The organism is Streptomyces sp. NPDC051940 (genome assembly GCF_040680895.1).
GTDB lineage: Bacteria > Actinomycetota > Actinomycetes > Streptomycetales > Streptomycetaceae > Streptomyces.
The window spans coordinates 13376-38561 of sequence record NZ_JBFAXR010000049.1 but is presented as its reverse complement, the minus strand read 5'-3'; the positions used below and the strand labels follow the sequence as shown (position 1 = coordinate 38561).

The 25186-nt window shown below is 69.7% G+C and carries 29 protein-coding genes and 2 pseudogenes; 11 read left to right on the top strand and 20 right to left on the bottom strand.

Annotation, left to right across the window (positions count from 1 at the left end; translation table 11 throughout):
• Positions 1-218: 218 nt before the first annotated feature.
• Positions 219-1637: a Na+/H+ antiporter NhaC family protein gene (locus AB0M28_RS20325; protein WP_365406455.1), complete on the bottom strand. Its 1419-nt coding sequence runs from the start codon at positions 1635-1637 to the stop codon at positions 219-221.
• A gap of 295 nt (positions 1638-1932) precedes the next feature.
• On the opposite strand from AB0M28_RS20325, the gene AB0M28_RS20320 reads away from it, so the two are divergent.
• Positions 1933-2937: a DUF5996 family protein gene (locus AB0M28_RS20320; protein ID WP_365406452.1), complete on the top strand. Its 1005-nt coding sequence runs from the start codon at positions 1933-1935 to the stop codon at positions 2935-2937.
• Between the two features lie 95 nt (positions 2938-3032).
• On the opposite strand, the gene AB0M28_RS20315 is transcribed toward AB0M28_RS20320, so the two are convergent.
• From AB0M28_RS20315 to AB0M28_RS20300, 4 genes are all read right to left on the bottom strand, one after another.
• Complete coding sequence (locus AB0M28_RS20315; RefSeq protein WP_365406449.1) at positions 3033-3200, bottom strand: hypothetical protein; 168 nt, start codon at positions 3198-3200, stop codon at positions 3033-3035.
• Positions 3201-3689: 489 nt separating this feature from the next.
• Positions 3690-4244 (bottom strand): dihydrofolate reductase family protein, encoded by a 555-nt coding sequence (locus AB0M28_RS20310; RefSeq protein ID WP_365406447.1) that lies wholly within the window; start codon positions 4242-4244, stop codon positions 3690-3692.
• A 79-nt stretch (positions 4245-4323) separates the two neighbouring features.
• Complete coding sequence (locus tag AB0M28_RS20305) at positions 4324-5043, bottom strand: helix-turn-helix domain-containing protein (protein WP_365406444.1); 720 nt, start codon at positions 5041-5043, stop codon at positions 4324-4326.
• 127 nt (positions 5044-5170) lie between these two features.
• A complete protein-coding gene (locus AB0M28_RS20300) occupies positions 5171-5887 on the bottom strand; it encodes a helix-turn-helix domain-containing protein (RefSeq protein WP_365406441.1) in 717 nt (238 codons plus the stop codon).
• A gap of 62 nt (positions 5888-5949) precedes the next feature.
• On the opposite strand from AB0M28_RS20300, the gene AB0M28_RS20295 reads away from it, so the two are divergent.
• Positions 5950-6387, top strand: a complete 438-nt coding sequence (locus AB0M28_RS20295) for a DoxX family membrane protein (protein ID WP_365406438.1) — start codon at positions 5950-5952, stop codon at positions 6385-6387.
• 125 nt (positions 6388-6512) lie between these two features.
• Positions 6513-7343 carry a M55 family metallopeptidase gene (locus AB0M28_RS20290; protein WP_365406435.1) on the top strand — a complete coding sequence of 277 codons (831 nt, stop codon included), beginning with the start codon at positions 6513-6515 and terminating at the stop codon, positions 7341-7343.
• Between the two features lie 183 nt (positions 7344-7526).
• On the opposite strand, the gene AB0M28_RS20285 is transcribed toward AB0M28_RS20290, so the two are convergent.
• Positions 7527-7811, bottom strand: a complete 285-nt coding sequence (locus tag AB0M28_RS20285; RefSeq protein WP_365406432.1) for a low temperature requirement protein A — start codon at positions 7809-7811, stop codon at positions 7527-7529.
• Positions 7812-7852: 41 nt separating this feature from the next.
• Here AB0M28_RS20285 and AB0M28_RS20280 point away from each other — a divergent pair.
• The 3 genes and pseudogenes from AB0M28_RS20280 to AB0M28_RS20270 form a co-directional block, all read left to right on the top strand.
• A pseudogene (locus AB0M28_RS20280) lies at positions 7853-8026 on the top strand (transcriptional regulator); the annotation flags it as partial.
• A gap of 64 nt (positions 8027-8090) precedes the next feature.
• A complete protein-coding gene (locus AB0M28_RS20275) occupies positions 8091-8264 on the top strand; it encodes a hypothetical protein (RefSeq protein WP_365406429.1) in 174 nt (57 codons plus the stop codon).
• Positions 8265-8399: 135 nt separating this feature from the next.
• Positions 8400-9611: an NADH:flavin oxidoreductase gene (locus tag AB0M28_RS20270; RefSeq protein ID WP_365406426.1), complete on the top strand. Its 1212-nt coding sequence runs from the start codon at positions 8400-8402 to the stop codon at positions 9609-9611.
• Between the two features lie 64 nt (positions 9612-9675).
• Here AB0M28_RS20270 and AB0M28_RS20265 read toward each other — a convergent pair whose 3' ends face one another.
• From AB0M28_RS20265 to AB0M28_RS20255, 3 genes are read right to left on the bottom strand one after another with little or no spacing between them, the layout of a single operon-like run.
• The gene (locus AB0M28_RS20265) at positions 9676-10071 is read right to left on the bottom strand and encodes an Imm7 family immunity protein (protein ID WP_365406423.1); all 396 of its coding nucleotides are present in this window, start codon (positions 10069-10071) and stop codon (positions 9676-9678) included.
• A 57-nt stretch (positions 10072-10128) separates the two neighbouring features.
• Positions 10129-10701 (bottom strand): transposase family protein, encoded by a 573-nt coding sequence (locus AB0M28_RS20260; RefSeq protein ID WP_365406420.1) that lies wholly within the window; start codon positions 10699-10701, stop codon positions 10129-10131.
• 7 nt (positions 10702-10708) lie between these two features.
• A complete protein-coding gene (locus tag AB0M28_RS20255; protein ID WP_365406418.1) occupies positions 10709-11209 on the bottom strand; it encodes a GNAT family N-acetyltransferase in 501 nt (166 codons plus the stop codon).
• Positions 11210-11342: 133 nt separating this feature from the next.
• Between AB0M28_RS20255 and AB0M28_RS20250 the strand changes: the two genes are divergently transcribed.
• Positions 11343-12065, top strand: coding sequence for a winged helix-turn-helix domain-containing protein (locus tag AB0M28_RS20250; protein WP_365406415.1), 723 nt, complete (start codon positions 11343-11345; stop codon positions 12063-12065).
• A 220-nt stretch (positions 12066-12285) separates the two neighbouring features.
• On the opposite strand, the pseudogene AB0M28_RS20245 reads toward AB0M28_RS20250, so the two are convergent.
• The 3 genes and pseudogenes from AB0M28_RS20245 to AB0M28_RS20235 form a co-directional block, all read right to left on the bottom strand.
• Positions 12286-12558: pseudogene (locus tag AB0M28_RS20245) on the bottom strand (ATP-binding cassette domain-containing protein); the annotation flags it as partial.
• 97 nt (positions 12559-12655) lie between these two features.
• Positions 12656-13375 (bottom strand): ABC transporter permease, encoded by a 720-nt coding sequence (locus AB0M28_RS20240; RefSeq protein WP_365406412.1) that lies wholly within the window; start codon positions 13373-13375, stop codon positions 12656-12658.
• Positions 13297-13767: a hypothetical protein gene (locus AB0M28_RS20235; RefSeq protein ID WP_365406409.1), complete on the bottom strand. Its 471-nt coding sequence runs from the start codon at positions 13765-13767 to the stop codon at positions 13297-13299. Before AB0M28_RS20235 ends, AB0M28_RS20240 begins: the two co-directional genes overlap by 79 nt.
• A gap of 88 nt (positions 13768-13855) precedes the next feature.
• Here AB0M28_RS20235 and AB0M28_RS20230 point away from each other — a divergent pair, with 88 nt between their 5' ends.
• The 3 genes from AB0M28_RS20230 to AB0M28_RS20220 all read left to right on the top strand — a co-directional run bounded on the left by AB0M28_RS20230 (position 13856) and on the right by AB0M28_RS20220 (position 15290).
• Positions 13856-14044, top strand: coding sequence for a hypothetical protein (locus tag AB0M28_RS20230; protein ID WP_365406406.1), 189 nt, complete (start codon positions 13856-13858; stop codon positions 14042-14044).
• Between the two features lie 117 nt (positions 14045-14161).
• Positions 14162-14458, top strand: coding sequence for a hypothetical protein (locus AB0M28_RS20225; RefSeq protein ID WP_365406403.1), 297 nt, complete (start codon positions 14162-14164; stop codon positions 14456-14458).
• A 316-nt stretch (positions 14459-14774) separates the two neighbouring features.
• The gene (locus AB0M28_RS20220) at positions 14775-15290 is read left to right on the top strand and encodes a hypothetical protein (protein WP_365406400.1); all 516 of its coding nucleotides are present in this window, start codon (positions 14775-14777) and stop codon (positions 15288-15290) included.
• A 93-nt stretch (positions 15291-15383) separates the two neighbouring features.
• Here AB0M28_RS20220 and AB0M28_RS20215 read toward each other — a convergent pair whose 3' ends face one another.
• On the bottom strand, positions 15384-15980 hold the full coding sequence (locus AB0M28_RS20215; protein ID WP_365406397.1) for a hypothetical protein: 597 nt from the start codon (positions 15978-15980) through the stop codon (positions 15384-15386).
• 701 nt (positions 15981-16681) lie between these two features.
• Here AB0M28_RS20215 and AB0M28_RS20210 point away from each other — a divergent pair.
• A complete protein-coding gene (locus AB0M28_RS20210) occupies positions 16682-17290 on the top strand; it encodes a DUF998 domain-containing protein (protein WP_365406394.1) in 609 nt (202 codons plus the stop codon).
• Positions 17291-17543: 253 nt separating this feature from the next.
• Here the strand turns inward: AB0M28_RS20210 and AB0M28_RS20205 are convergent, their stop codons facing one another.
• The 7 genes from AB0M28_RS20205 to AB0M28_RS20175 all read right to left on the bottom strand — a co-directional run bounded on the left by AB0M28_RS20205 (position 17544) and on the right by AB0M28_RS20175 (position 25167).
• Positions 17544-18557: a winged helix-turn-helix domain-containing protein gene (locus AB0M28_RS20205; protein ID WP_365406391.1), complete on the bottom strand. Its 1014-nt coding sequence runs from the start codon at positions 18555-18557 to the stop codon at positions 17544-17546.
• Between the two features lie 147 nt (positions 18558-18704).
• A complete protein-coding gene (locus tag AB0M28_RS20200) occupies positions 18705-19145 on the bottom strand; it encodes a peptidoglycan-binding domain-containing protein (RefSeq protein WP_365406388.1) in 441 nt (146 codons plus the stop codon).
• A 34-nt stretch (positions 19146-19179) separates the two neighbouring features.
• A complete protein-coding gene (locus tag AB0M28_RS20195) occupies positions 19180-19548 on the bottom strand; it encodes an SH3 domain-containing protein (protein ID WP_365406386.1) in 369 nt (122 codons plus the stop codon).
• A 122-nt stretch (positions 19549-19670) separates the two neighbouring features.
• Positions 19671-20144, bottom strand: coding sequence for a hypothetical protein (locus AB0M28_RS20190; RefSeq protein ID WP_365406383.1), 474 nt, complete (start codon positions 20142-20144; stop codon positions 19671-19673).
• A gap of 168 nt (positions 20145-20312) precedes the next feature.
• The gene (locus tag AB0M28_RS20185; RefSeq protein WP_365406380.1) at positions 20313-21584 is read right to left on the bottom strand and encodes an MFS transporter; all 1272 of its coding nucleotides are present in this window, start codon (positions 21582-21584) and stop codon (positions 20313-20315) included.
• 140 nt (positions 21585-21724) lie between these two features.
• Positions 21725-23479, bottom strand: a complete 1755-nt coding sequence (locus tag AB0M28_RS20180; RefSeq protein WP_365406377.1) for an ABC transporter ATP-binding protein — start codon at positions 23477-23479, stop codon at positions 21725-21727.
• On the bottom strand, positions 23476-25167 hold the full coding sequence (locus AB0M28_RS20175; protein ID WP_365406375.1) for an ABC transporter ATP-binding protein: 1692 nt from the start codon (positions 25165-25167) through the stop codon (positions 23476-23478). The genes AB0M28_RS20180 and AB0M28_RS20175 overlap by 4 nt, the downstream gene beginning before the upstream one ends.
• Positions 25168-25186: the final 19 nt, after the last annotated feature.

The following is a 25186-nucleotide window of genomic DNA, read 5'->3' as shown; positions in this document are numbered from 1 at the left end:
CCGCCTTGGCGTACGCGTACACACCGACGTCCACGCCGGCACACGGCGAGCGTCTGGAAGGTACGCGAGCATGAGCATGTCGGCGACGGCCCAGTCGATGAGCGCGCACGCGCTCACGGTCCACCGGGGTACGGGCTACCGAGCGGCTGACGACCCGGACGATGCCTCGGCCTGGCCGATCTTCTCGATCTTGAACCCGGTGATTCCGTACAGGACGCTCAGCGCGGGGCTGGCATAGTTGAAGATCGCGTACGGCGCGTAGGAGAGGGTTGCCCCCCGAGGACGGCACCCATGAACGCGCCGCAGGAGTTCCACGGCACCAGGGCCGAGGTGACGGTTCCGCTGTCGGCGGCGAGCCGGGACAGGTTCGTGGGGGCCAGGCCCCGCTTCTCGAACTCGACCCGGAAGACCCGGGACGGGAGGACCAGGGCGATGTACTGGTCCCCGGCGACGATGTTCAGGCCGAAACAGCAGGCGAACACCGTGACGAAGAGCCGACCGGTGCTCCTGGCCGAGCGGACCATGGGGTCGACGAGCCTGCTGATCAGTCCGAACTCCTCCAGCAGCGCACCGAAGGTGACCGCGCCGATGATGAGCCAGAGCGTCAGGAGCATGCTGTCCATGCCTCCCCGGGACAGCAGCTGGTCGATCTGGGCGATGCCTGTGTCGATGGAGAATCCGTTCGCCATCGCGCTCCAGATGCCCTTGACGGACTCCGCGACGATGTTTCCGGAGCCCTCGACGAAGGCCCGCATCACATCCGGCTGCAGGAAGGCTCCCAGAATACCGGCGAACAGCGCGGACGAGATCAGCGCGAGAGAGGGCGGAACCTTCCGGATCGACAGGTAAGCGAGCAGCACCAGCGGCAGGAGATTGAGCGGCGTGATGTTGTAAATGCCGTTGAGACTGTTGAGCTCGATGTCCTCACCGACCGGATTGACCACGTCCGGTCCCTTCACCAACCCGATCACCAGGAAGACCACGAGGGCGATCGCGAACGCGGGTACGGACGTCCACACCTGCCGCCGGATGTGCTGGTACACGTCCACCTTCACCATCTGCGCGGTGAGCACCGTGGTCTCCGACAGCGGTGAGGTCTTGTCGCCGAGGTACGCGCCCGAGATGACCGCCCCCGCGGTGATGGCGGTGGACACACCGACCATCTCGGCGACACCCACCAGCCCGACCCCGATCGTTCCCGCCGTCGTCCAGGAACTGCCGATGCTCATCGCGATCACACCGCAGATCACCGCGGTCGCCGCGTAGTACCAGCTCGGCGACAGAACCTGGATGCCGTAGTAGACCAGCGTCGGGATCGTCCCGGACAGATTCCACACACCGATGAGCGCACCCACCGAGAGGAGAATGAAGATCGCGCTGGTGATCGACGACAGGGCACCCTGCCCCGCCTTCTGAACGGCATCCCAGCTGTGGCCGTTCTTCAACGCGACAAGGGCCGCCGCCATGGCACACAAGACCAGCGCAACCTGGATCGGACCGTCCAGTGCATCCAGCCCGAACAACGCCAGCGACCCCGCGACGAGTACCGCCAACACCACCATCGGCAGGATCGCGTCCCACAAGGACGGTTCGCGAATCTCCCGCCCACCCTCCGCCGACTCGTCCGACGACTTCACGGCATCCCACTTCCGTAACGACAGAGCCACATGGGCACATCGGCTCTCCGGAATTGGAAGCTATTCCAGAATGTGTACTCTCGCGCGCCTTGGAAACCGTTTCTCACGAATGGCCTACTCGGCTGCTGACCCTCAAAGGGTGGTGATCGAGGTCGGCGAACGTGGTGTTCGCCTGTCCTGTGCGTCGTTGTCCCACACGAGCACGATCGGCCCGGCAAGCAGGGTGTGGGCGGCCTGCAACGGGTCTTGCCCCTCCGACTGAACCGACTCGCCTCGCGCCGCCATGCAGGCAAGAATGGTCTATTCGGGGCGTTTCGTCCGCCGCGTGGCATCTGGGAGGCTCACTGTGAGTGAACGTCACGATGCGTGGCCTGCGCTGGTCTACGACGATCTGGCGCCGATGATCGGTTACGTGAACCGGATCGTACAGGTCGCGGGCAAGTACACACTCGATGCGCCGTTCGAAGCCGGCTGGGGGAACATCGTCCTTGACGTCACTCCCCGCGGGCTGAGGACACCGACGCTTCGGAAGCCGGACGTGACCTTCACCGTGCACTACCGGCTGCTCGACGGTGACGTGGTCATCGAGGCGGACAGGGGCTCGCGAACCATTCCGCTGACCAAGGGGTCCGTAGCCTCGTTCTACGAGGCGTTCTGCGACGCGGCGGGCGAACTGGGCATCCACCGGCCGCGCACCACGCTGATCTGCGAGATCCCGGGGTCTGCGCCGACCTTCCAGGACGATCACGCCGAACACGCCTGGGACTCTCAGGCGGCGCGGCTGATGTGGGAGGCGTGGAACCTCGCATCCAGAGGGCTCGAGGCGTGGCAGGCGCCCTTCCTCGGGAACCACCCTCGGGTCGGCGTGATGTGGGGGGATCTCGACCTGTCGGCGACGCGGCACAGCGCGAAGCCCACCGAGCCGCCACCCGATCGTCCGCCGTTCCAGCAGAACGGCGAGCTCGACGCCTACGTGTCGGTGGGATTCGCGTTCGGGAAGGCCAGCGCACCCAGCGCGGGGATGTACGCCTACATCTGGCCACAGCCGAGTGGACTCGAGGGCCGGTCCTGGGGTGTCGACGGTGCGGCCTGGCATGCAGACGCCGGTCTGGTGCTTCTGCCATGGGACAAACTCGGGGAGACCGCCGACCCGCACCAGGCCATCGTGACGTTCGGTGACGCCATCTACGACGCAGCCGTCGAACTCGCGGGATGGCCGTCCGACCTCGTCGGCCCGCGCGTCGACGGCTGGCACATGAGCCGGACCCCGCCGGAGGACGTACGGGCCCAGCAGCGTTGATCCGGCCGCCTCGTGTGCCCGCTGGGTCCAACGCCTCCGACAAGGTCGTGGGGCACGCCCTGCGGGAGGGCTGCTTGGACGCGCTGCCGGATCAACTAGTCAGCTGACTCTTCCGGTTCCGGCGGGAGGTCGACTTCTTCGCGGTCTTCCTTCAGGCGCTCGTCGAGTTCCTCCTCATCTGGGCGGCGGGGCATTCCACGGCCATGTCCGGTGTCGGGGTTGCCTTCGACTTCCTCGTTCGACTTGTGGTGGTGACGGGTCATCGTTCGCTCCTTGTCTTCAGCGGTGTCCGTTGCCGCAGCACCGCCGTCCTCCTCTGCGGGGGACGCGCGGTGGTGGCTCTCGACGATCAGCTCGATCTCCTCGGCCGGTCGGCGACCGGGTTCCCGGCCATTGCCTCCGGCGCGTGGCGCCGGTCGAACTCACCCCGGTTGGTCGCGGGGCTGCTTCGGCCCGGCGGACCCGCCGCGTGCGGTTTGGCCGGCCACGCCGCGCAGCCTGGAAGAATGAGACCTCGGCCCCAGGAGGCTGGACATGACAGCTCCTAGGTGCGCGTGAAGGTCCCTCACACTCAAACCCGATGTCCATGGCTCCGCAACCGGAGCGGCCGCAGACCTTCGGCCTACCTGGCCGTAAGCAAAGCCATCGTCTGCGAGGCCGCGGGGCGCCTCCCGCGGCCGCTGCCCGGACCGGTCAACGACGCACGGAACAACCCCGCCTCGGTGCAGCCGAGTCCCCGCCCCGGAGCGGGCTCAGCGCGCCGGGCGGTACGTCGCGATGATCACCCCGCTGCTGGTCGGCTGGGCGCTGACCAGCTGAAGCTTCTTCAGCGCGGCGTCGTCGGCGAACAGCTTCTTGCGTCCCTCACCGGCGATCACCGGGTGGATCAGCAGCACCAGCTCGTCCAGCAGGTCCAGCTCCAGCAGCGAGCGCACGAGTGTCGGGCTGCCGGCGACGGTGATGTCCTTCCCCTCGCCCGCCTTGAGTTCCTCGATCGCGGCCTTCAGGTTGCCCTTGATCAGCGTGCTGTTGGCCCAGTCCTCGACCGTGTCCAGCGTCGAGGAGACGACGTACTTGGGCGACTCGTTGATCCACTTGGCGAAACCGGCGTCCTCACCGCTGGTCACCTTTGGCCAGTAGCCGGCCCACTCGGTGAACGTCACCCCGCCCAGCAGGATGGTGTCGGCGGTCTCAAGGGTCTCGGCCAGCGCCGCACCCATCTCCTCGTCGAACGCGAACTGCCACTCGTTCGGCGACTGGGCGACGCCGTCGAGCGAGACGAACAGACCCGAAACAACCTTGCGCATGATTCCTCCACGACGAATCCGGGGGTTCCCGTCCCGCCCCGGTAGGGGCGGGCCGACCCCGTCGGCTACGTCAGGAACACTAGGCGGGCCCCAGGGGGCGGGGCTTGTACAGAAGCGACAGAGGCTCTCGTACGCCTGGTCCGCTCAGCTGGGTGGCCGTCCGCCCCACATACCGCTTCAGGGAACGCGCCAGGTGCGGCTGGTCGAAGTACCCCACACGGTGCACGACCTCCTGGGCCGGCACCCCCTCCTGGATCAGCACCGCCGCCTGGCGGGCGCGGTGAATCTGCCGGATGGCACCCTGGGTCAGACCGGTCGCCGCGACGAAGTGCCGCTGCAGGGTGCGGCCGGAGACATCCGGGGAGGCGCCGCCGAGCACCGCGGGCACGACCGGGTCCAGGTCCACGATGCCCTCGCGCACCATCCGCCGGACGAACATCTCGGCGTTGTCGTAGTCGGGAACGTGCCAGGCGGACCCCTTCAGCCACAACGAACGCCGCGTCACCTCCGGGATGGCCGCGTTGCCGCCCACGAGCCGGCTGACCGGGATGTGCGGCATCGACGTCCCCAGCGCGAAACTGATCCCGAAGAAGACCGCGTCCTCGGGGACCGGGGCGGGCGTCGCCTTCGCCTCCGGACCCAGCACAGCCGCCTCCACCTGACCCTGGTGCTCCCAGAACACCAGCTCCCAGTTCGACGTCGCGACCGACATCATCTGGCTGACGTTCTCGCTGCGGCTGCGCCACACCCGCTCGATGTACGCCAGCTCGGACGGCCGGCTCTCGATCAGCAATCCCAACCCGGTTCCCTCCCCGGCCAATGCCGCCTCGGACGGCCAGTCTGACACCCCTACCGGACCACGCCATGGCCGAGACGACGCTGACCGCCCGGTGCACGAGCACGGTCTCGGCCGGGCCGGGAACGCTCTAAGGAGCCGCAGCCGGGGCCGCGGGTTCCAGGCGGACGCAGCACTGGCCGGGGCTGGGCGCCAGGCGGGCTGTGAAGCCGCCGTCGTCGTCGAGCCCGTTCAGGAGGCCGCCGAGCAGGTGGAGGTTCATGCCGCACACCGTCTGCGTGTGTGCGCGGGCCAGTGCGTGGAAGGGGCAGTTGCCCAGGACGATGGCCTGGCCGTCGTAGCGGGGCTCGAATCCGTACCGCTCCAGCAGGTCGAGCACTCCTGCGCCGTCGTCACCGGCGAGCTGGGCGCCCAGTTCGTGGGCTTTACGGTGCAGCACGGTGCGCACCGGCTCGCCGGTGGTTTCCGACTCCTCCAGGGCTTGGGCGAGGAGTCGTCCGGCGAGCTCGTAGTTGCGCTCGGGCAGGCTGATGGCGATCTGCCTGGGGGAGCGTTTGTAGAGCTTGGCGGGCCTGCCCGCGCCCGGGCCGGTGCGTCCGCTGCGCCGTTCGTAGACGACGTCGAGCAGCGATTCCTCGGCCAGGCGGTCCAGGTGGAAGGCCGCGGTCTGCCGTGTCAGGCCGAGGGCGGCGGCCGCTTCGTCGCGGCTGACCGGGCCCGGCTGGCGTACGACGTGGTCGTAGAGCCGGCGGCGGGTCGGCTCGCCGAGAGCGGCTACGGCCGAGAGGTCGGCGTGAGGTGCGTGCTTCGAGTGCTCCACGAACCCCAGTGTAAAACCCATAGCCATTGACTAAAGAAAACTGGCGCGCTTCTATAGATAGTGAGAGTTGTCGATAGAAGGAGGGCGTCATGTCGACCCAAACCACAGCCACCACGCCCGCCGCTCCCAGGCAGTCCGTGCTCGCCGATCCGGGCTACCAGGCGTTCCTGATCCTGCGCATCGGGTTCACCGTCGCGCCGATCCTGTTCGGGCTGGACAAATTCACCAACCTGCTCGTCGACTGGCCCACCTACCTCGCGCCCTGGATCAACGACATCGTCCCGGGCAGCGCCCAGGCCGCCATGTACGCCGTAGGCGTCATCGAGATCGTGGCCGGTCTGGTCGTCGCGGTCGCCCCGCGCTTCGGCGGCTGGCTGGTCGCCGGATGGCTCGCCGGCATCATCGTCAACCTGCTGACCATCCCCGACTACTACGACATCGCGCTGCGCGACTTCGGACTCCTGCTCGGCGCAGTCGCCCTGGCCCGGCTGGCCCAGCACTACCACGTCAAGCGGCAGCCGAGCTGACGCCCGCAGCTGAGCCGGCGAGCGCGCTGCCCCAGACGGAAGTCGGATGATCGTGAGCTGGTGAAGGAACCAGAGCAAGATCGGCGAACGTCTCCTGAAATGATCAAGATTGAGGAGACTACGCAGTGCGGATCTACATCAGTGTGGACATGGAGGGCATCACCGGCCTGGTGGATGCCGACGATGTCCAGCCAAGCGGCCGGGACTACGAGCGTGGACGGCTGATGATGGCAGAGGACGTCAACGCTGCGATCCGCGGTGCTGTCGCGGCCGGCGCGACCGACATCACCGTCAACGACGCGCACGGCCCGATGCGCAACCTCCTGCCCGAGGCACTGCACCCGGCAGCGCGCCTCATCCGCGGCAAACCCAAGCAGATGCTCATGCTCGAAGGACTCACTCCCGAGCATGACGCCGCGGTCTTCGTCGGCTACCACTCACGGGCCGGCGCCCTCGGCGTACTGAGCCACAGCTTCATGGGGCACGAGATCGAGGACATGTGGCTGGACGGCCGGCCTGTGGGTGAGATCGGCCTGGCCCATGCCACCGCGGCCGCCATCGGTGTGCCGGTGACGGTCCTCACCGGTGACGACTGTGCCTGCACAGAGATGACGGAATGGGACGCCTCGGTGAGAACCGTGGCAGTGAAGTACGCGCGGGACCGGTTCGCCGCAGATCTGCGGCCGTCGGAGGAAGCACGTGCGGCCATCGAGGAAGCGGTGGCCGCCGGTCTTGCCGTACCGCCAAAGGCTCCAGCCGTCGCAGCGGCCCCCTCCACCCTCACGGTCCGCTGGCAGTCGGCTTCAATTGCCGTGACGCTCCTGGGAATTCCAGGCGTCACGTCACCGGACAGCCGGACCGTCCAGGCGCACGGCACACTGCCCGACCTCTATCGGCTGTTCGGCGTGTGGATGCGAGTGGCGGCGTCCCTTACGAACCAGCACCCTTACTGCTGACCGCCATGGGCGGGCCGGATCGGAGCCTGGCTGTCGTGGAGGTTCGCCCCCCAGATGCCGCCAGTAGGGCAGGGAGCCTCAGTACCCGACTGGCCCGGCCCTCGGTCGGCGGTCCTCAGGTTCGGGAGGCGCTCCGCAGCGCGCGCGTCAGATTCCGGTGGGCGCGTGTGAGTACGGTCGCGGTCACCACGAGGATGGCGTCGAGCAGGGCGACGGAGGCGAGTGGGGGAGCCACACGGCGGCCACACCGGCGGCGGCGAGGGCGGCGCAGGCGAGGAGGCGTTCGCTCCAGGCTCCGCCGGTTGTGGTGCGGAAGAACCAGGCGGTGGTGGCGAGGTAGAGGGTGGGGCCGCCGAAGAGGAGGAGGGCGAGGGTGGCGGAGCCGTGGCCGGTGGGGTGGGCGATGGCGAGTTCGCTGCCGACGGCCAGGGCGACCAGGGCGGCCAGGACGAGGTAGGCGCTGTTCACACCGAGCCGGACCAGCCGTACGGCTCACCGACTTCGGCCAGATCCCCGAGGAGGACCGGAACTACGTCTGGCTGCTCTTCAACGGCCACGCGCTACGCGCCCTGCACGACGACTGGCAGGCCGGAGCCCACGACCGCGTGGCCTACCTCCGTATGCACACCGCCACCCACCAGGACGACCCCCGCCTGGACGCCCTCCTGGCCCGGATGGCGCCCCACCCCCGAGTTCCAGCAGTGGTGGCAGGCGCGCGAGGTCGCCCTCCAAGGCACCGGGAACAAGGTGTTCCACCATCCCGTCGCCGGCACCCTGGTCCTGGACTGGGACACGCTGACCAGCTCCACCGTCCCCGACCAGCACATCGTGATCTGGACCGCCCAGCCGGGCAGCACATCGGAGCAGGCACTGAAGCGCCTGGCGGCGGCCGCCGTCGCACACCAGTCCGAGATGCGGTGACGAGGGAATCGGAAGCCGGCGCGGCCGTGGGGCTGCCGCTTGCTCCTCCCGTTAGCCCGGCTGGCGCCAGGCGTGTCCGTCGACGCGTCCCACGCCGGAGCTGACATGCCGTCAGTTCTCTGGGATCCTCCGCCCATGACGACCGAACGCACGCCGTCTCGATCCACCGGAGGGGTGCCTGGCGTGTTCGCTCCTGGCCGCTTGGGCCCGGTACGGCTACGCAACAGGGTTGTGAAGGCGGCCACCTTCGAGGGCGTCACCCCCGACGCCCTCGTCACAGACGAGCTGATCGAGTACCACCTGCGCCCTGCCCGCGGCGGAGTCGCCATGACGACGGTGGCCTACTGCGCCGTGGCCCCCGAAGGCCGCACCCAGCGGGCCCAGTTGTGGATGCGCCCCGAGGCGCTCCCCGGGCTGCGCCGGCTCACCGAAGCCGTCCACGGCACCGGAGCCGCCGTCGCCCTGCAACTCGGCCACGCCGGACCGGTCGCGGACGCCCGCTCCAACGGCTTGCCGGCCCTGTCCCCGATGGGCGGCTTCAACCCCGTGAGCCTGCGCCGTGACCGCGCCGCCACTGCCGAAGACCTCGAGGGTGTCGTACGCGCGCACGCCTCGGCCGCCCGGCTCGCGGTGGATGCGGGCGCGGACGCCGTCGAGCTGCACCTTGGCCACAACTACCTGGCCAGCGCCTTCCTCAGCCCTCGACTCAATCGCCGTACCGACACCTACGGCGGTCCGCTGGCCAACCGGGCGCGTCTCGCGCTGGACCTGGCCCGGGCGGTGCGCGACGAAGTCGGCGACCGGATCGCGATCACCGCGAAGCTCAACATGACCGACGGCGTACGCGGCGGCCTGACCGTCCAGGACAGCCTGCAAGTGGCGCGGTGGCTGCAGGAGCAGCAGTCGGTGGACGCCTTGACCCTCACCGCCGGCAGCTCCCTGCTCAACCCCATGTACCTGTTCCGCGGCGACGCCCCCTCAAGGAGTTCGCGGCACAGTTCCCCTGGCCGCAACGCCTGGGCCTGCGCACACTCGGCCGCTCATTCCTGCGTGCCTATCTGTACGAGCCCTTGTACCTGCTGGAGCGCGCCCGGACGTTTCGCCAGGCGCTCAACCTGCCCCTGGTCCTGCTCGGCGGCGTCACCGACCAGGAGGGCATGGACCGTGCCATGGCCGAGGGCTTCGACTTCGTCGCCATGGCCCGTGCCTTGCTGCGCGAACCCGACCTGGTGCAGCGCATCGCCGACAACCCGGCCACCCACTCACGCTGCATCCACTGCAACCGCTGCATGCCCACCATCTACACCGGCACCCACTGCCCCCCCGGCCGCCGAAGAGGAGCGGTGACCAGCGCACCACTGCTCCGCGGTGATCCGTCCATGGCTCCGGCCGTGACCCGCCAGGCAGATCGCTAATCAGCAAAGGGGTCTTCCAGCGTCGGGATGCACGGGGACAGCAGCGACTCCGTGTGCCGTGTGACCGTGCCCCGAGCGAGTCTCAGTACCCGTACCTCGTTCCCGTGGACCGGGTCCTCGTAATCGCGAATATGCAGAAGGCCGTAGGAGCCGGGAGCAACCTTCGCGACATCCTCGAACAGGCCGACAGGATCAGGCGACGAGCGGTGATTGGAATGACCTCCCAGGTGGATGAACGGCTCGCCGTTCATCCACCGGAGATCAAGGAGGTAGGGACTGGCCGTCTGGGCGATGCGAAGCCGCAGCTCATCCACGACCTGCCACAGTCGGCTGTCATCGTCGTCATCAACTGCGGTCTCCCGGACGGTGATCCAGCCGTGGTACTCGAACACCGCGATTCTAATGAGGGCAAGCGGGCCTCGAGGCTTGTCCGCTTTACGAGGACACCGCTACCGGCAGAGCCCCCGGGGAGAGTCGCATTCACCCAGTTTGATCACGGAATCGCGTGGAGGGTGAGGGCCGGCTGCGGGGTGGGTGTGGGCTCGTCGACCGCTGGCGATGTCGGCCCATCCGGAGTGGTGGAGGGTGGCGCAGACACGGACGCGCAGGCCGCGCTGCCTGGGCTCGCGGCCACTGCGGTGGATGCGAACAACCTGGCGGGCGTGGGGGAACAGTAGGCCGCCCACGCTCACCACCTTCACCTCGCGGACCTCTTCACGGTGCGCGGACCGCTCCGCGCAGGCACTTGGGGCCAGGACATCCTGGTCACAGCGTCGTACCCACTCGGCGATGGCGGTCAGGGAGTTGTGGCGGGCGCTGGTCACAGCGCACACGCCGACCGCGAGCAAGGTCGCCAGGCGGAACCCCACCCCGCGAGGATTGCGCGGGTCGGGCACCCCGGCCAGGGCGTTGAGCAGCCCGGACGGTACTACTGCCCCGGACTGTGACGTCCCGGATTCGATCGATGACAGGGGTGCTGGCGGGACGAGAGCGGACGGGACAGATGATGGTGCAACGAGCACGGCGACCTTACCGGGGCCGAACTGGTTGGCCGGTCGGTGCAGTGAGTTCTTTGGTCATGAAGACGCGACTGGTGCCCGGCGGATCGCAGGGGACCTTACCCAGGAGTTTCCACCCTTGCTTCCGGTAGAAGCCGGGGGCCTGGAAGGTGATCGTGTACAGCACGGCTGTGCGGCAGCCGCGGGCGTGGGCCTCGTCCTCGGCCCGCCGCAGGATCTCCCTTCCCAGCCCGCTGCCTCGCAGCTGAGGGGGCAGGTAGAAGAGGTCGACGAAGAACAGCCCGAGCGAGGTACGCCCGGTGAGTCCGCCGACCGCCTGGTGCGTCTTGGGATCACGGACCAGGACGGCGAGCGGTGTGCGGTCGGTGATTCCCGTGTGCTCGATGTTGAAGCGGTCCAGCGCGTCGGAGATCACCGCGATGTCCGCCGGGCTGGGAGCATCGGTGACAACGAGGTCCGTCCGGGGTCCGGGATGTGGTGACGCGGTGACATTCGTGTCGGACGCGGTCATGGTTGCTCCGGTACGTGAGTGGAGGCGGTACGGCCCTCGCGCGCGGATTCGGGTGCGGGGCAGGTAAGCCCTGCGCACGTGCCGACGCTAGGACGTGGACGCTTCGACGCACGTCGAAGGGACGTCGGCGACAATGGGCAGCGTGGACATTCAGCGCGCAGGTCAGGACGTAGGGGTAGACCTGGCGGGCGTGGCCAGGCTGCTGGCCGACGGGACCCGGGCCGCCTTCTGCCTGGCACTGCTCGACGGCCGGGCGTGGACGGCGAATGAGCTCGCCCGTTACGCCGGAGTCGCACCGTCCACCGCGACATCTCATCTGAACCTGCTAGCCAGTGGCGGACTCCTCGTCGAGGAGCGACACGGACGCCACCGTTACGTACGGGTGGCCGACCGCAGGGTGGTCGAACTGATCGAGAGCCTTGCCGCGCTGGCACCGCAGCGCAGCGCCCGACCACGTTCGCTATCAGCCTCCGGCCGACAGCAGGCACTGGCCCGCGCGCGGCTGTGCTACGACCACCTGGCTGGAACCGTCGCGCTGGCGATCACCGACGCCATGGTCGAGCGCGGACTGCTGGAGTGGGGGCCCGAGCCGGTCCTGACCGACAAGGGCACCCTCTGGCTGACCGATACCGGCATCGCCGTGCCTGGCGGCTCACGCCGACCGCCGGTGCGCGCATGCCTGGACTGGACCGAGCGCCGTCCCCACCTGGCAGGCGCAGTGGGTGCTGCCCTGTGCGCCCACGCGCTCTCCGCTGGATGGATGACGCGCATCGGCACCACCCGCGCTCTCATCGTGACCCCCGCCGGCCGTCGGGCATGGCACGACCACCTCGGCCTGCCGCCGGCTGACCTCTGATCCTGCGGCAGTCGTCGACAACGCAGATGCAGCCGGAGCCCGGGCAGCGCGAAAGCGGCCTGTGCTTGCCACCACCCGTGATCAACAAGCGTCACGCTCGTACTGAGTCCTGGCTGCCCCCATGCCCATGGTCAAATCGGGCGAACGGGACTCTCGCCGGGGCCGTGCCGCTACCGGTGATGCCGCACGTCCGCCCGTCCCGCCGTGCTGTGGTCGTGGTCTACGGGATGGCGGCGTGGTGGCCGGGCATCTCGAGGGTGGTGTCGGCCGCGTCGGTGACGACGGGGTCGTGGGTGGCGACGACGGTGATGCAGTCGTGTGGGTGCGTGGTCCGGATGAGGAGTTGCGTGAGCTCGTGGGCGCGGCTGCTGTCGACGGCGGCGGTGGGTTCGTCGATGAGGAGGAGTTCGGGCTGGTTGAGCAGTGCGCGGGCGAGGGCGACGCGTTGGCGTTCGCCGCCGGAGAGCTGGTCGGGGCGATGGCGATGACGGTGCGGTCGGTGAGGACGGCGGCGAGGGCGCGTTCGGTGTGGCGGGCGGTGCGGGAGGCCGTGCGGCCGAAAGTCACGGTGATGTCGTCGTGGTGGAGGGTCATCGTGCGGCTCCCAGCATGGTCATCGGGTCGACGGTCGTAACGCGGCGCAGGGTGAGTGCGGCGCCGGCGAGGCCGGCGAGGGCGACGGCGACCATGTTGGCCATCAGGGTGGGGGCGGGGAGGCTGAAGGGAACCTGTTCGCCGACGAGCAGGCCGATGGCCGAGGCGAGGGCGGCTCCGGCAGCGGTGCCGGCACTGACGACGAGGGCGGCCTGGGCCAGGGTGTGGCCGAGCAGACGGCGCCGGGAGGCTCCCAGGGCGCGTTGCAGGGCGAGTTCCGGGGTGCGCTGGACGGTCCAGACCGCGAAGAAGGCGCCGACGACCAGAGGGGCGATGAGGAAGAGGAAGGTCTGGATGGACGTCATCGTCAGGCGCTCACCTTCGTAGCCGGGGGCGGCGGTGAGGGCGGATTGGAGGGTGACGGTCCTCGTGTGGTGGCGGCGGTCGGCGGCGGCGAGCGTGCCTGCCCCCGCTGGTGCGGGCGCTTTGAGGGCCATGGCGGTGTACTGCCGGGGGAGAGCGCCGGCGGGGGTGGGGGAGCCGGGTGCGGTGAAGCGGATCTCACGCCAGGCGTCGGTGGTGAGGTAGGCGGCGGGTACATGGCCGTAGGGCGAGCGTCCGGTGGTGCCGAGGACCTTCAGGCGGATGCCGAGCCGGTCCACGGTGAGGGTGTCGCCGATGCGGACCCCTTCGTTGACGAGCTGGCGCGAGACCACGATGCCGAGCGGCTCGGCGGCGTCCAGCGGCCGGCCGGTGTCGGCTCCGGGGTCGGTGAAGGCGCCGGGCCCCACGCCGAAGGCGGCGAGGTCGGTCTCGACGCCGCGGTGATGGCGATGCCGAGCGGAGTGGCCTGCACGCCCTGCTCCCGGCGCCAGCCGTCGGCGGTGGGTTCGTCGATCAGGCTGCGGGCGAACTGGTCGGAGTCGGATCCGGTGGTGAAGGCGATGTGGGTGGCGGTCAGTCTGCGCAGGGCGGAGACGGTGTCGTCGCCGAGTCCGGTGGTGAACCCGGAGACGATCCCGACGAGGGCGGCGACGAGGACGACGACGCTGCCCATCAGCAGGAAGCGGCCGCGGGCCGCTTTGAGTTCGAGCAGGGCGAGGTACACGGTGTTCCCTCCAAAGATGGGGACATGGCGTCGCCAACAAATGTGATGGGGACGCGCCGTCCCTAAGCGGGGGTCCTAGACTGACCGCGTGCCCAAGATCCGCGCCGCCTCGGTCTCCGACCACCGAGCCCAGCAACGTGCCGCCCTGCTGGAGGCGGCACGGGACGTGCTCATCGAGGGGGACGCGTCGGCGGTGACGTTCGCGGAGGTCGCCCGGCGCACCGCCTGGCCCGAAACAGCGTCTACAAGTACTTCGCCGACCGCCACGAACTGCTGACCGAGGTGGTCCGCCAGGCGGCGCCACGGTGGACGGCACGCATCCACGCCGCCGTCGAGGCCGCCGGCGAGGCACCTCACGACCGGGTCGCCGCCTACGTCACCGCGCAACTGGGAGATGGTCCGCGACGGCGAACACCGCATCGCATCGGCAGCCGCCGGAGCACAGGACGCCGCAGCCCTGCGCAAGGGCGCCGACGCAGCCCACCGCGCACTGCTCGACCCCCTCATCGACGCCCTGCGCGACCTCGGCGACGACGCACCGACCACGACGGCACGCCTGCTGCAGGGACTGGTCCACGCCGCGACGAGAGCACTGGAGGCGGGCGACGACTACACCACGGTGACCGAACGCACGGTCCACCTCGCGGTCGCATCGCTCGGCGGCATCACTCCCGGCCGGCCACCCAGATGACCCAGCGAGCCGCCCTGGAACACAAGTAGCGACGACACGTGCCCGCCTACCTCCAAGCGCTTCCCGGCGGCACTGGCGGCCGGGACGTCCTGGGTCCCGGATGCAAGAGCCTGTGCTCCCTTTCGGGGACGTGCTTTCGCCTGCGGATGCCGAGTGCCCCGTGGCCGCTGTTCCACCGGCTGTTTGAGGACCGGTGATCGGGGGCTCCTTACGGGCAGTCGTAACCACTGGCCGCCGACAACCCGGCCCGGACGATCGAGATTGCTCATCCCCGCGGCGGGGAACGGGGGCGGCAAGCAGCCTGCAAGGGGGGATGATGGAGATTGCCGCATTGGTGGTGTCGCTGTTGGCGTTGGGCGCGACCGGGATCGTGTCCGCGCGACAGCTGCGCCTAACGGAACACGCGAACACGTTGCCAGTCCTGGTGGACCTCTTCCGCGAACACCGCAGTGTGCACCTTGCCTTGGCCCGCGAAACCGTGTTCCGGCACCTGCCCACCTGGAACATCTCCGCCGGGATGGAGGGGCTGCCCGAGGCCGAGCGGAACCTGATACGTGACTTGGCCTGGTTCTACGACAATCTGGGCGCCCTGGTCGCGCACGGTGTGGTCGGCATCAGACCCGTCTCCGGTTACCTGGGCGGATCGGTCATCTCGGTATGGGAGCAGATGGAGCCTCTAGTGCGGGTGGAGCGGGCCAAGAGGTCGCAGATGGGACTGCCGGATCCGGATCGCTGGCAGGAGTACTTCGAGAACCTCTACCACCTGGTGCGCCAGATGCCGCCACCGCAGGCGCGGGCGAAGACCGACCTGTGGCGGCTGCCCACCCGGTGAACACTTGGAGCGAAGCGGGAGAGCAGGGTTTCCCAAACGTCAGCCCCGTAGTCCCCGGATATCTGCACCGGTGAGACGCTGAGGCAGCCGATGTCACCTTGTGGGAATGGCCGTGGCAGGGAGGTGAACCTCCAGTACGACTGCGGTGCCGGCCACGGTCCTGTCCTCGTGCATGTTGATCCGCTGGCCGGCTTTGACGTGCGTCCAGTGAGCGGGAGTGAGGGGAACGAGGCGGACAGTGGCCCGGCCGCCGGGCTCCAGGAAAGGCGTGTCCTCGACCCAGAGTCCGGCAATGCTCACCGAGGCACCTCCGGTGGGTGAGAAGTTCCCGATGTCCCACATGGGCCGCAGAACGCCGTTACCGGGGATTGGTGTCTTGCGTCGCGCCTCTGTGGCTGGCTGGAGCATCAGATTCGCCCGGATCATTCCGTTTCGGATCTCTGAACATCGCCAGTGGCACCAAGCTGCGCTTCGTTCAAGGCGGAGTTCCTCAGCTGCGTCGGCAAGCTGCTTCCAGAACGTCAACGACAGCGGATGTCCGTCCCCGAGCTCCTCCAGCAGTCCCAGCGCCGATTCCCACTCGTCGTGGGCGAGGTAGTCCCAGACATCTCGCACCGTGATGTCGTTTTCGGTAGCGATCTCTTCCGGGATCAGGAGGGAAGCCGATTCGAGTAGTTCGGTGACATCCACGCGGTCATTGTCGACCATGTCGTGGACTGGTGTCCGCGGTGGGTAGGGCTGTCGTGAGGCGGTACACCCCACCTTGGGGACCCGGCCCCGACGCCACCACGCTCATCGTGCACGTCTCCTGCCGACTGCGCCAGGTACTGCCGCACCCGCCCCCTCCCACCTTGAGCCGGAGATCTGCGGCAGGCCACACGCTGCGTGACCTGGGCCACCGCTGCTCACAGACTCCGCGACCGGTGACCGCCCCGATCAACATCTCCGCCCCCTTCACCCGCTGCAGGCTCCGTTCACCCCGCGAAGACCGCAACCCATAACCGGCGCGCCGACCTCGGCTCCAGCTGAACGAGCGCCACCTACTCGCTCGCCGTGCCCGCGCTGGTCGTCTGATCGCACGTCCGCCGGCCGGCGCGGTCACGCCCACGGATCGTCGCCATCCTCGGCAGCTGAGCGGGCGTGGAGGGCGGCGCGAATGTCCTCGGCCCGCCCGGTAGCGGTCGTCGATACGTTGGGTGGCGGCGATACGTGAAGGGAAGCGGGTCGTCGAGGCTAGGAAGCAGGGGCTCGGCGTCCGCGGCGTGGCGTCACATGCGGTTTTCACCGAGCAGCTCGCCGGGGCGGTGGGGGTGGGTATGGGGGGTTGATTTGGACGCTTCTGGTCTGCGTGTATGAGGTGGGGACGGGGTCGGCCGTTTTACGGTGATTTAGTGAGTCTTGTTCCCAGGTGGGCGTTGGTGTCGTCGGGGTGTGCGCCGGTCTTCTTGATCGGGGGTTGGGCGGTTGCGGCGGTGCTTGAGGGGTCCGCTTACGATCCTGCTACCCAGACGATCAGTGTCTTGGCGGCTTACGGGGCGTCGGGGTTCTGGGTGATGACGGGGGCGCTGCTGGCCCTGGGTGTCTGCCATGTGCTGACGGCGTGGGGGTTGCGCGCGGCTGCGTTCGCGGGACGTGTGGCGTTGGCCGGAGGTGGGGTGGCGGCGTTGGTGGTGACGTTGTTCCCGGCGCCGAGCAGTGGGGGATCGCTGCGTCATGGCTCGGTAGCGGTGGTCGGATTCACTCTGCTGGCGGTGTGGCCGGTGTTGTCCGTCGATCGCAGCAAAGCCGCTCCGTGGGGACTTCGGCCTGCGCCCTCGATCGTGGTGACTGCTGTGATGGCGGTCGGCGCGGTCTGGTTTCTGATCGAGTCGATCGGTGACGGTGTGCCTGGCGTGGCGGAACGTGCGCTGACATCCGTTCAGGCTCTGTGGCCCTTTGTGGTCGTCGCTTCCTGCGTCCGGCATGTCGGTCCATCACCCCAGGACGGTCCGCCACCGTGATGACGAGGTGAACCCGGCCCGCGTCCGTGAGGCAGTACATGGCAAACCGTCGGCTGCACCGCCGCCCCGGGGGGATCATCACCCCCTTGGGGAGGGTGGACCCGGAGGTGTACAACACGTGGGCGAGGGGCTCGGCGTTAGCGCCAGTGCAGGCGCCCGCTTCGCACGCGGGCCGTCCGGCGCCGGGCCGTCGCGCGACCAGTGCCCCGAACGCAGCGAGCCCCGCCCCCCTCAGTCCCCATCGCCCGCCCCGTCATCCGCCCGCAGGCGCGTTCGCGCCCCCACCCCTCTGGTTCTCCAGCAGGAGATCGTGGCCCAGGGGAGTGGCGGCGTAGACCACGTAAGGGCCGTCGCGCAGCGAGGTCACCAGGCCCGCGTCGCGTAGGACCTTCAGGTGGTAGCTGGTGATGGTCGGGGAGTGGGCGGCGCGGCGGGCCAGTTCGCCGCATGAGCCGCCCTCGGCGGCTGCCCGCAGGATCGCCGACCGAGTGCCGCCGATCAGCGGGGTGAGCGTGTCGCGGACGTTCGGTGGCGGTAGCCGCGACCACCACTGCGCCGTGCGCTCGACCGGGTAGACCAGCACGGGCGGCAGCTCCGGGTCGATCCAGGTGACGGGGGTGCGCCAGCAGACGACGGACGGGATCAGCAGCAGCCCCCGCCCGTCGAGGTGTATGTCGCGGGTGTGCGGATACGGCGCCTCCAGCACCGGGTACTGCCAGCGCAGCAGCGGGCGGAAGCTGTTCAGCACACCGTCCACGCCGCCCGCCACGAAGGCCCGCGCCCGCCGTGCCTGGTCGGCCTCCACCTGCGCTGCGATCCGCGGCCAGTACGGCTCGAGGACCTGACCGAAGTAGCCGCGCAACGCATGGCCCAGGGCGCGGACGGCGCCGGACTCGCCGCGCAGCAGGGGAGTGGTCCAGGCGGGCAGCGTGCCGAGCGCGGCGAGTTCACGGGTGATCCGCTGCCGCGGAGTGGACAGCACCGCGTCGAGACCCTCCTCGAAACCCTGCTGCCCGGCCGGCGGGGTGAGCAGATCGGGGAAGTCGCTGAACGGAGGGGCCAGCAGCCGGATGAGGTGCCGGTGCTTCGTCGGCAGCGTCCGCAACCGGGTGCGGGCGTCGGCACGCCAGGTGTCGAAGACCGCCCGGCCGTCCCTGTTGCCCAGCAGATTGGCGCTGAGTACGAGTTCCCACAGCGGGTCGGGCCGGGCGGCCACTTTGGCTCTGCCGAGGTCGGCGGCAGTGAAATGCAGTCGCAGTACTCCCACGTGCGTCCCCCCAGGTGGTCGTGACCGCCCGACGTGTCCCCGTGCGGCGCCCGCACGGGGACACGTCGGGCCGGCCCCTACCCGGGTGAGAGGTTCCTTCCCCGCTCCCGGTTCCCCTCCGGCCGCGGAGCCCGGGTCCGTACCTGCTCAGGGCTTGAAGTAGCTGCAGTTGAGTTCGCCCTCCCAGTTGGCGAAGTGCTGCATGTAGTTGCGTGTCTGCGGCCCGTAGATGCCGTCGTCGGGGATCTTGTGATACCGCTGGACGGCCGCGACGGCGGCTTCGGTCTTGAGGCCGTAGCTGCCATCGCGGGCGATGTTGAACACCGCCAGGCGAGGTCCGCGCAGGTAGTAGCACTGGTAGATCGACGTCTGCAGGGTCTGCACTCCCTCGCCGCCCCCGCCGCGCTGCAGGTGGCAGTAGGTGCTTCCGGATGTGTAGGCGGGCACCGCGATGAGATGCCCGTTCGTGGCCGTCAGATAGCGGACCGTGGAGCACACGGGGCTCGCGGCTGCGGGCCCGGCGGCGATAAGCACGGTGCCCAGGGCGAGCCCGAGGACGCTGAGGAGTGGGACGAGCTTGTGCTTCATGGATGCCTCCGTTTGTCGGACGGGACGTGACGGGTCAGAAGCCGCACCAGGGATCGGCGCCGTTCCCGGGCAGCAGGGAGTCCTTCACCCATCCGAACCGGTCGTCGTGCTGGTTGTAGAGGAAGGTCCACGTGCCGTTCTCGCCGGACGTCCAGCAGTAGTAGACGAGGTAGTCCTGGTTGTCGGCCCAGCCGACGATCTTGCAGCTGGTGCTGGAGCCGCTGCGCATGTTGGCGCTGACCCCCGGGGTCATCCGGGCGCTGCCGCCGACCAGGATGGGTCCGCTGCGGCCGCAATAGGCGCTCGCCGATGCCGGGCCAGCGGCTCCCGCGGTCAGCCCCAGCGGAGCAATGATCATCCCGGCCGCCAGCGCGGCCAGCTTCGCCTGTCGACTTCCTCGCATGACACATCCCTTGATCGGGCCCGGGCGAGTGACCGCGGGCAGGAGAACAGACAGCACGAGAGACGGACCGAGCGGGGGAGCACCGGGCACCGGGCATACGCCGGCGCCGGCCCGTCCCGGGCTCAGAAGCCGGCCGGCGGAGTCTCGTTCGTGTACTCGTTGCCGTACGGCGGGAAGTTGGTGCCGTAGCCGATGCAGATGAAGAAGTTCGTGGCCCGGCCGTAGAAGTTCGCGGTCTTCGGCGTCCATACGCCGTTGCACTCGCTCGCCGACGCGCTGCGCCCGGAGGGCGAGGCGATGGTGTTCGACTTGGCGCAGACCTTGTCGGTGGCGGCGTCCAGCAGCTCGAACCGGACGGTCTGCCAGTAGGAACCGTCGTAGATGTTCTTCCCCCAGGTGACGGTGCAGTTGCGGAGTCGGGCGTGGGTCACCCCGTACTTGTCGTTGACCCACAACGACTCACACGCAGTCGTCTGTGTACGGTCGCCGGTGTCGGCGACTGCGATGCCCGGCGCGGCGACGGCACCAGCGAGCGCGGCGGCCAGGCCCAGCGCCACCGTGCCGGCCACGGATTTACGGGACGTACGTGCGTACATGGCTTCCCCCTCTGCGGATGACGCGCGCGGTTCAGATTCTGACCCTGGGGGGCACACCTGTGCGACACGTTCCAATCCGGCTTGGAATCCGCAGGTCATCGCCGCGGCCTGCTGAGCAGCTGCCGCAGTGGCGCGGATTTCCCATCCCGTGTGGCGCTGTGCGAGACGTCAGGGTGTCTGTTGTTCGGCGGGTTTGTCGGTCATGGTGGTCACCCGTGCCCCTCGGAAGAGCACCGGGAGCCACAGGAGGCACGCCAGCAGAGGGACGACGGCGTACGTGGCCATGCCCGCACTGGAGCCCAGCCCGTCCATGAGCGTGCCGAGGACGAGATAGCCGGTGCCGATGAGCGCCGACTCCACGAACGTGATCATCGACAGCAGGCCGGCCCGGTGGCGTGACGGTACGGCCTCGTTGAACACGTTGTCCACGAGCACGGCGGTGATCTCGGGGATGCCGACCAGGACCAGGAACGCGGCGATGGTGACCCAGACATGGCCGACGCCGCTGAGGGCGAGTGCGGCGGCGAGTGTCAGGAGGGACACCGGGACGATGACCCGGTAGCCGATGCGCCGCTCGGCGCGGTGCGACAGCAGCGGAGTGAGCCCGCCGGCGAGGAATCCCGCCGCTATGACCACGCTGACCAGTGCGGTGCTCGCTCCCTGATCGGCGAGGGTCTTCTGCGTGAAGATGATGTACGGCGTCAACGTCGCATGCATCAGTCCGGACACCACGACGAGCGTCACCAGTGCCGGCGTGGCGAGGCGGAGCATCGCCCGCCATGCGGTGGCGTCGCCGTGGTGCTCCTGGGCTGTGTCCTGCTCGTCGACGGCGTCCGCGCCGCGGATCTCGGGCACCCGTGCCACCAGCACCACCACGGCCAGGGCGAGGCACACGGCCGAACCGGCGTAGACGACCGTCCAGGACTTCTGCTGCAGTTGGCCGCCGAGGACGATGGCGGCTCCCGAGGTGAGCGTCCCGAGCATGGTGAACCGGGACTTGATCCTGACGTAGCCGGCCGTGGCACCACGGCGCACGAGCAGGTCGTACAGCAGGGCGGTGTCCGAGCCGGACACACACGCCATGCCCACGCCCTGCCCGATGAACAGCGCCAGGAACACCCAGTAGGTGGAGAACGACACCTGGCCGAGCAGGCAACCAGCGATCAGCAGCTGGCCGATCACGATGCTGGCACGCCTGCCGATTCGGTCGGCGATGACTCCCGTCGGCACCTCGGCAAGTCCGCTGACCAGGTAGATCAGTGTCTGCAGGAGGGCTACTTGCCCGGCGGAGAAGCCTCGCTGCTGAAGGAAGAGGACGAATACGCCGCGCTGGAGGAGCGTGTTGGCGAGCACGGCGTAGACGTAGAACGGGCGCGTGACACTTCGCGACGCGTGGTCGGCTGCGGTCGGCCCGCCGAGGGCCTGTGTGGTGGCGGTCATGCTGCGGGCTCCCTGGTGACTCTGGTGATCATTAGTGTGGGGCCTGCGCCGCCGACCGGAACCCGCCAGGGAATGCACCCGGCGGGTCGGCGAGGGGAGGCTGAACAGCGACCGACCGGTTCCCGGCATTCGGATGGCACTCAGGAACTCCACGACCGCCACAGCGCCGCGTACGGTCCGTCCGCTGCCACCAGTTCGTCGTGGGTGCCCAGTTCGGTGATCCGGCCGCCCTCCATGACGGCGACCCGGTCGGCGTCGTGGGCGGTGTGGAGGCGGTGGGCGATGGCGATGACGGTGCGGTCGGTGAGGACGGCGGCGAGGGCGCGTTCGGTGTGGCGGGCGGTGCGGGGATCGAGGAGGGCGGTGGCCTCGTCGAGGATGAGGGTGTGGGGGTCGGCGAGGACGACGCGGGCCAGGGCGAGTTGCTGGGCCTGGGTGCCGTTCAGGGTGGAGGCGAGGTCGGTGTCCAGGCCGTCGGGGAGTTCGTCGAACCACTCGTCGGCGCCGACGACGGCCAGGGCGGAGCGCAGGCGGCCGTCGTCGGCGTCGGGGGCGGCGATGCGGAGGTTGTCGCGGACGGTGCCGAGGAAGATGTGGTGTTCCTGGGTGACCAGGGCGATGTGGCGGCGGAGGGTATCCGGGGCGAGGCGGGCGACCGGGACGCCGCCGACGGTGACCTCGCCGCCGGTCGGGGGTTCGATGCCGGCCAGCAGGCGGGCCAGGGTGGACTTGCCGGCGCCGGACGGGCCGACGACGGCGAGGCGTTCGCCGGGGCGGACGGTGAGGTCGACGCCGTGCAGGACCTCGGGTGAGGTCGTGTCGTACGAGAAGCGGGCCGTGCGCAGTTCGATGACGTCGCCGTCGGGGACGGGGTGGTCGGCCGGGGTCTCCTCGCGTACGGCGGCCAGGCCCTCGACGCGGGCCAGCGAGGCGCCGCTGGACTGGAGTTGCTCGAGGTGCTGGAGGATCGTGTCGAGCGGGGTGATCAGCTGGCGGAAGTAGGTGGTGGCAGCGACCACGGTGCCGAGCGTGACGGCGTCAGCCGCGTACAGGAAGGAGCCGGCGAACAGGACGATGACGGCCGGCAGGCAGTAGGAGAGTTCGACGCTGGGGAACAGGACGGTGCGCAGCGCCAGGGTGCGCAGGCGGGCCGTGCGCGAGGCGGTGAGTTCGGTCTCGGTGGCGGTGGTGCGGTGGCCGGCCAGACCGTACAGCTCGATGGTGCGGGCGCCGGCGGCGGTGGCCGCGAGGGCCTCGGCGACCTGGGAGTTGGCCTCGCCCTCGGTGAGGTAGGCGGCGCGGGCGCGGTTCAGGTACCAGTGGACGGCGGGCACGATACCGGCCAGGCCGAGCAGGCCGGTCAGTCCGAGGAGCGGGTCCAGGGCGAGCGTCGCGGCGATCAGGAAGGTCGTCTGGACGCCCGCGATGAACAGGTCGGGGGCGGCTTCGCGCAGTGTCTTGCCGACAGCGGTGACGTCGGTGGTGCCGCGGGCGGTGAGGTCGCCGGTGCCGGCCCGCTCCACGGTGGAGGTGGGCAGGGCGAGGGCGCGGTCGGTGAACTCCTCGCGGATCCGGGCGAGGGCGCGCTCGCCGAAGCGGAAACCGATCAGCCGGGCCCAGCGGGTGAGCAGGATCTCGACGGCGGCGAACACACCGATGGCGAGGGCGAGTTCGTCGACGGCCGAGACGGTGGTGCCGGCCTGGACCTCGTCCACGATGCTGCCGAGGAGCCAGGGTGCGACCAGGCCGGACGCGGCGGCGAGCGAGGTGACGGCGAGCAGGGCGAGGAAGGTGCGCGGGTCGCGGCGGAGATGGCGGACCAGTGCGCGGCGGACGGCGGGGCGGTCGGCGACGGGGAGAGCGGTGCTCTGGGAAGTGGCGGCGGTGCTGCTCATGCGGGGACTTCCTCCTCGTCGGCCGCGCGGCCCACCAGGGCGCGGTACTCGGGCGCCTCGCGCATCAGGGTGTGGTGGGTGCCGGTGGCGGCGAGCTTGCCGTCCTCGAGGAAGCAGACCCTGTCGGCCTGTTCGAGGAGGAGGCGGGAGGTGGTGGTGACGACCGTCGTACGACCGGACCTCGCCGCCTTGAGCCGGGCGGCGACCGCGGCCTCGGTGTGGGCGTCCAGGGCGGAGGTCGGCTCGACGGCGAAGAGGATCTCCGGGTCGGCGGCGAGGGCGCGGGCGAGGCGAACGCGCTGTCGCTGGCCGCCGGAGAGGTTGGCGCCGTCCGCGTGGACGGGGGCGTCCGGGCCGCCCGCGAGGTCCACGGCCATCGCGGCGGACAGGGCCTCGGCCAGTTCCTGCTCGGACGGCGGGGTGGTGCGACCGCCGGTGACGACCTCGCGGAGGGTGCCGGGGAAGAGCGCGGAGTCGTTGTCGGAGAGCAGCACGCGGGCGCGCAGCGCGGGCCTGTCCAGGTCGGCGAGCGGCACCGAGCCCCAGGTGGCGGCGGTCGGGCCGATCCCGGCGAGCCGGTCGGCGAGCGCGGCCGCGTCGCCCGGGCGGGCGCAGACGACGGCGGTGAGCAGGCCGGGGGCTATCTCCGTACCGGATTCGGGGTCGTGCAGAGCGGCGCCGGGCGGCGGGCAGGGGAGGGTGCCCGGCGGGTCGGGCCGCAGGCGGAGGAAGGCGGTGACCTTGCGGGCGGCGACCAGGCCGCGGCTGATGTCGTAGCCGCCCTCGATCAGGAAGATGGTGGGGACGACGAGGACGGCCGCGTAGCCGAAGACGGCGACCAGTTCGCCCGCGCTGATCTCGCCGGTGGCGGCGGTGCGGGCGGCCAGCCAGGTCACGGCGGCGACGAAGAGCGACGGCACGCCGATGGCGAGCGCCTGCACCCAGCTCATCACCTTCGCCACCCGGTAGCCCTCGGCGAGGAGTTCGGCGGAATCGGTGCGGTAGCGGGCGGCGAAGACCTCCTTGCCGCCCAGGCCGCTCAGCACGCGCAGACCGCCGACCAGGTCGACGAGGCGGGCCACCAGGGCGCCCTCGCGTTCGCGGTAGCCGGCCAGGGTGCCGGTCAGCCGGCGTACGAGCGGGCCGAGGACCATGCCGATCACCGGGATGCCGATCACCAGAACGGCACCGAGCAGCACGGACATCGAGAACAGCACGGCGGCGACCACCAGGTACGCCACGACCGAGCCGATGCCGGGACCGCACACCGTGAGCGTCTGCGCGATGGTCTGCACGTCACCGACGCCGATGGTCACCACCTCGCTGGTGGAGGCCTGCCGCTGCAGCGCGGAGCCAAGCCGGACGGCGTGCGCGGAGACCGTCCGTACGGTACGGAAGTTGGCGTCCATCCGGACCTTGGTCATGGTGCGGTGCCGCAGCACACCGAGCGAGGCGATCGCGATACCGGAGACGAGCAGCGCCAGGCACCAACGGGTATCCAGCCCGCTGTCCACCGACCGCGCGATGAGGTACGGCGGCACGGCCAGCGCGATCATCCATCCCGAACCGAGCACGGCCCCGGCCACGATCCGGGGCCACTGGCTGGTGGCCAGCCAGATCAGGTAGCGGGCGGGGGAGAGCGGTGCCGGGGACAGGGGCTCGCCGGATGATATGCGTGCAGGTGGCATGCACAGGACCCTACGAGGT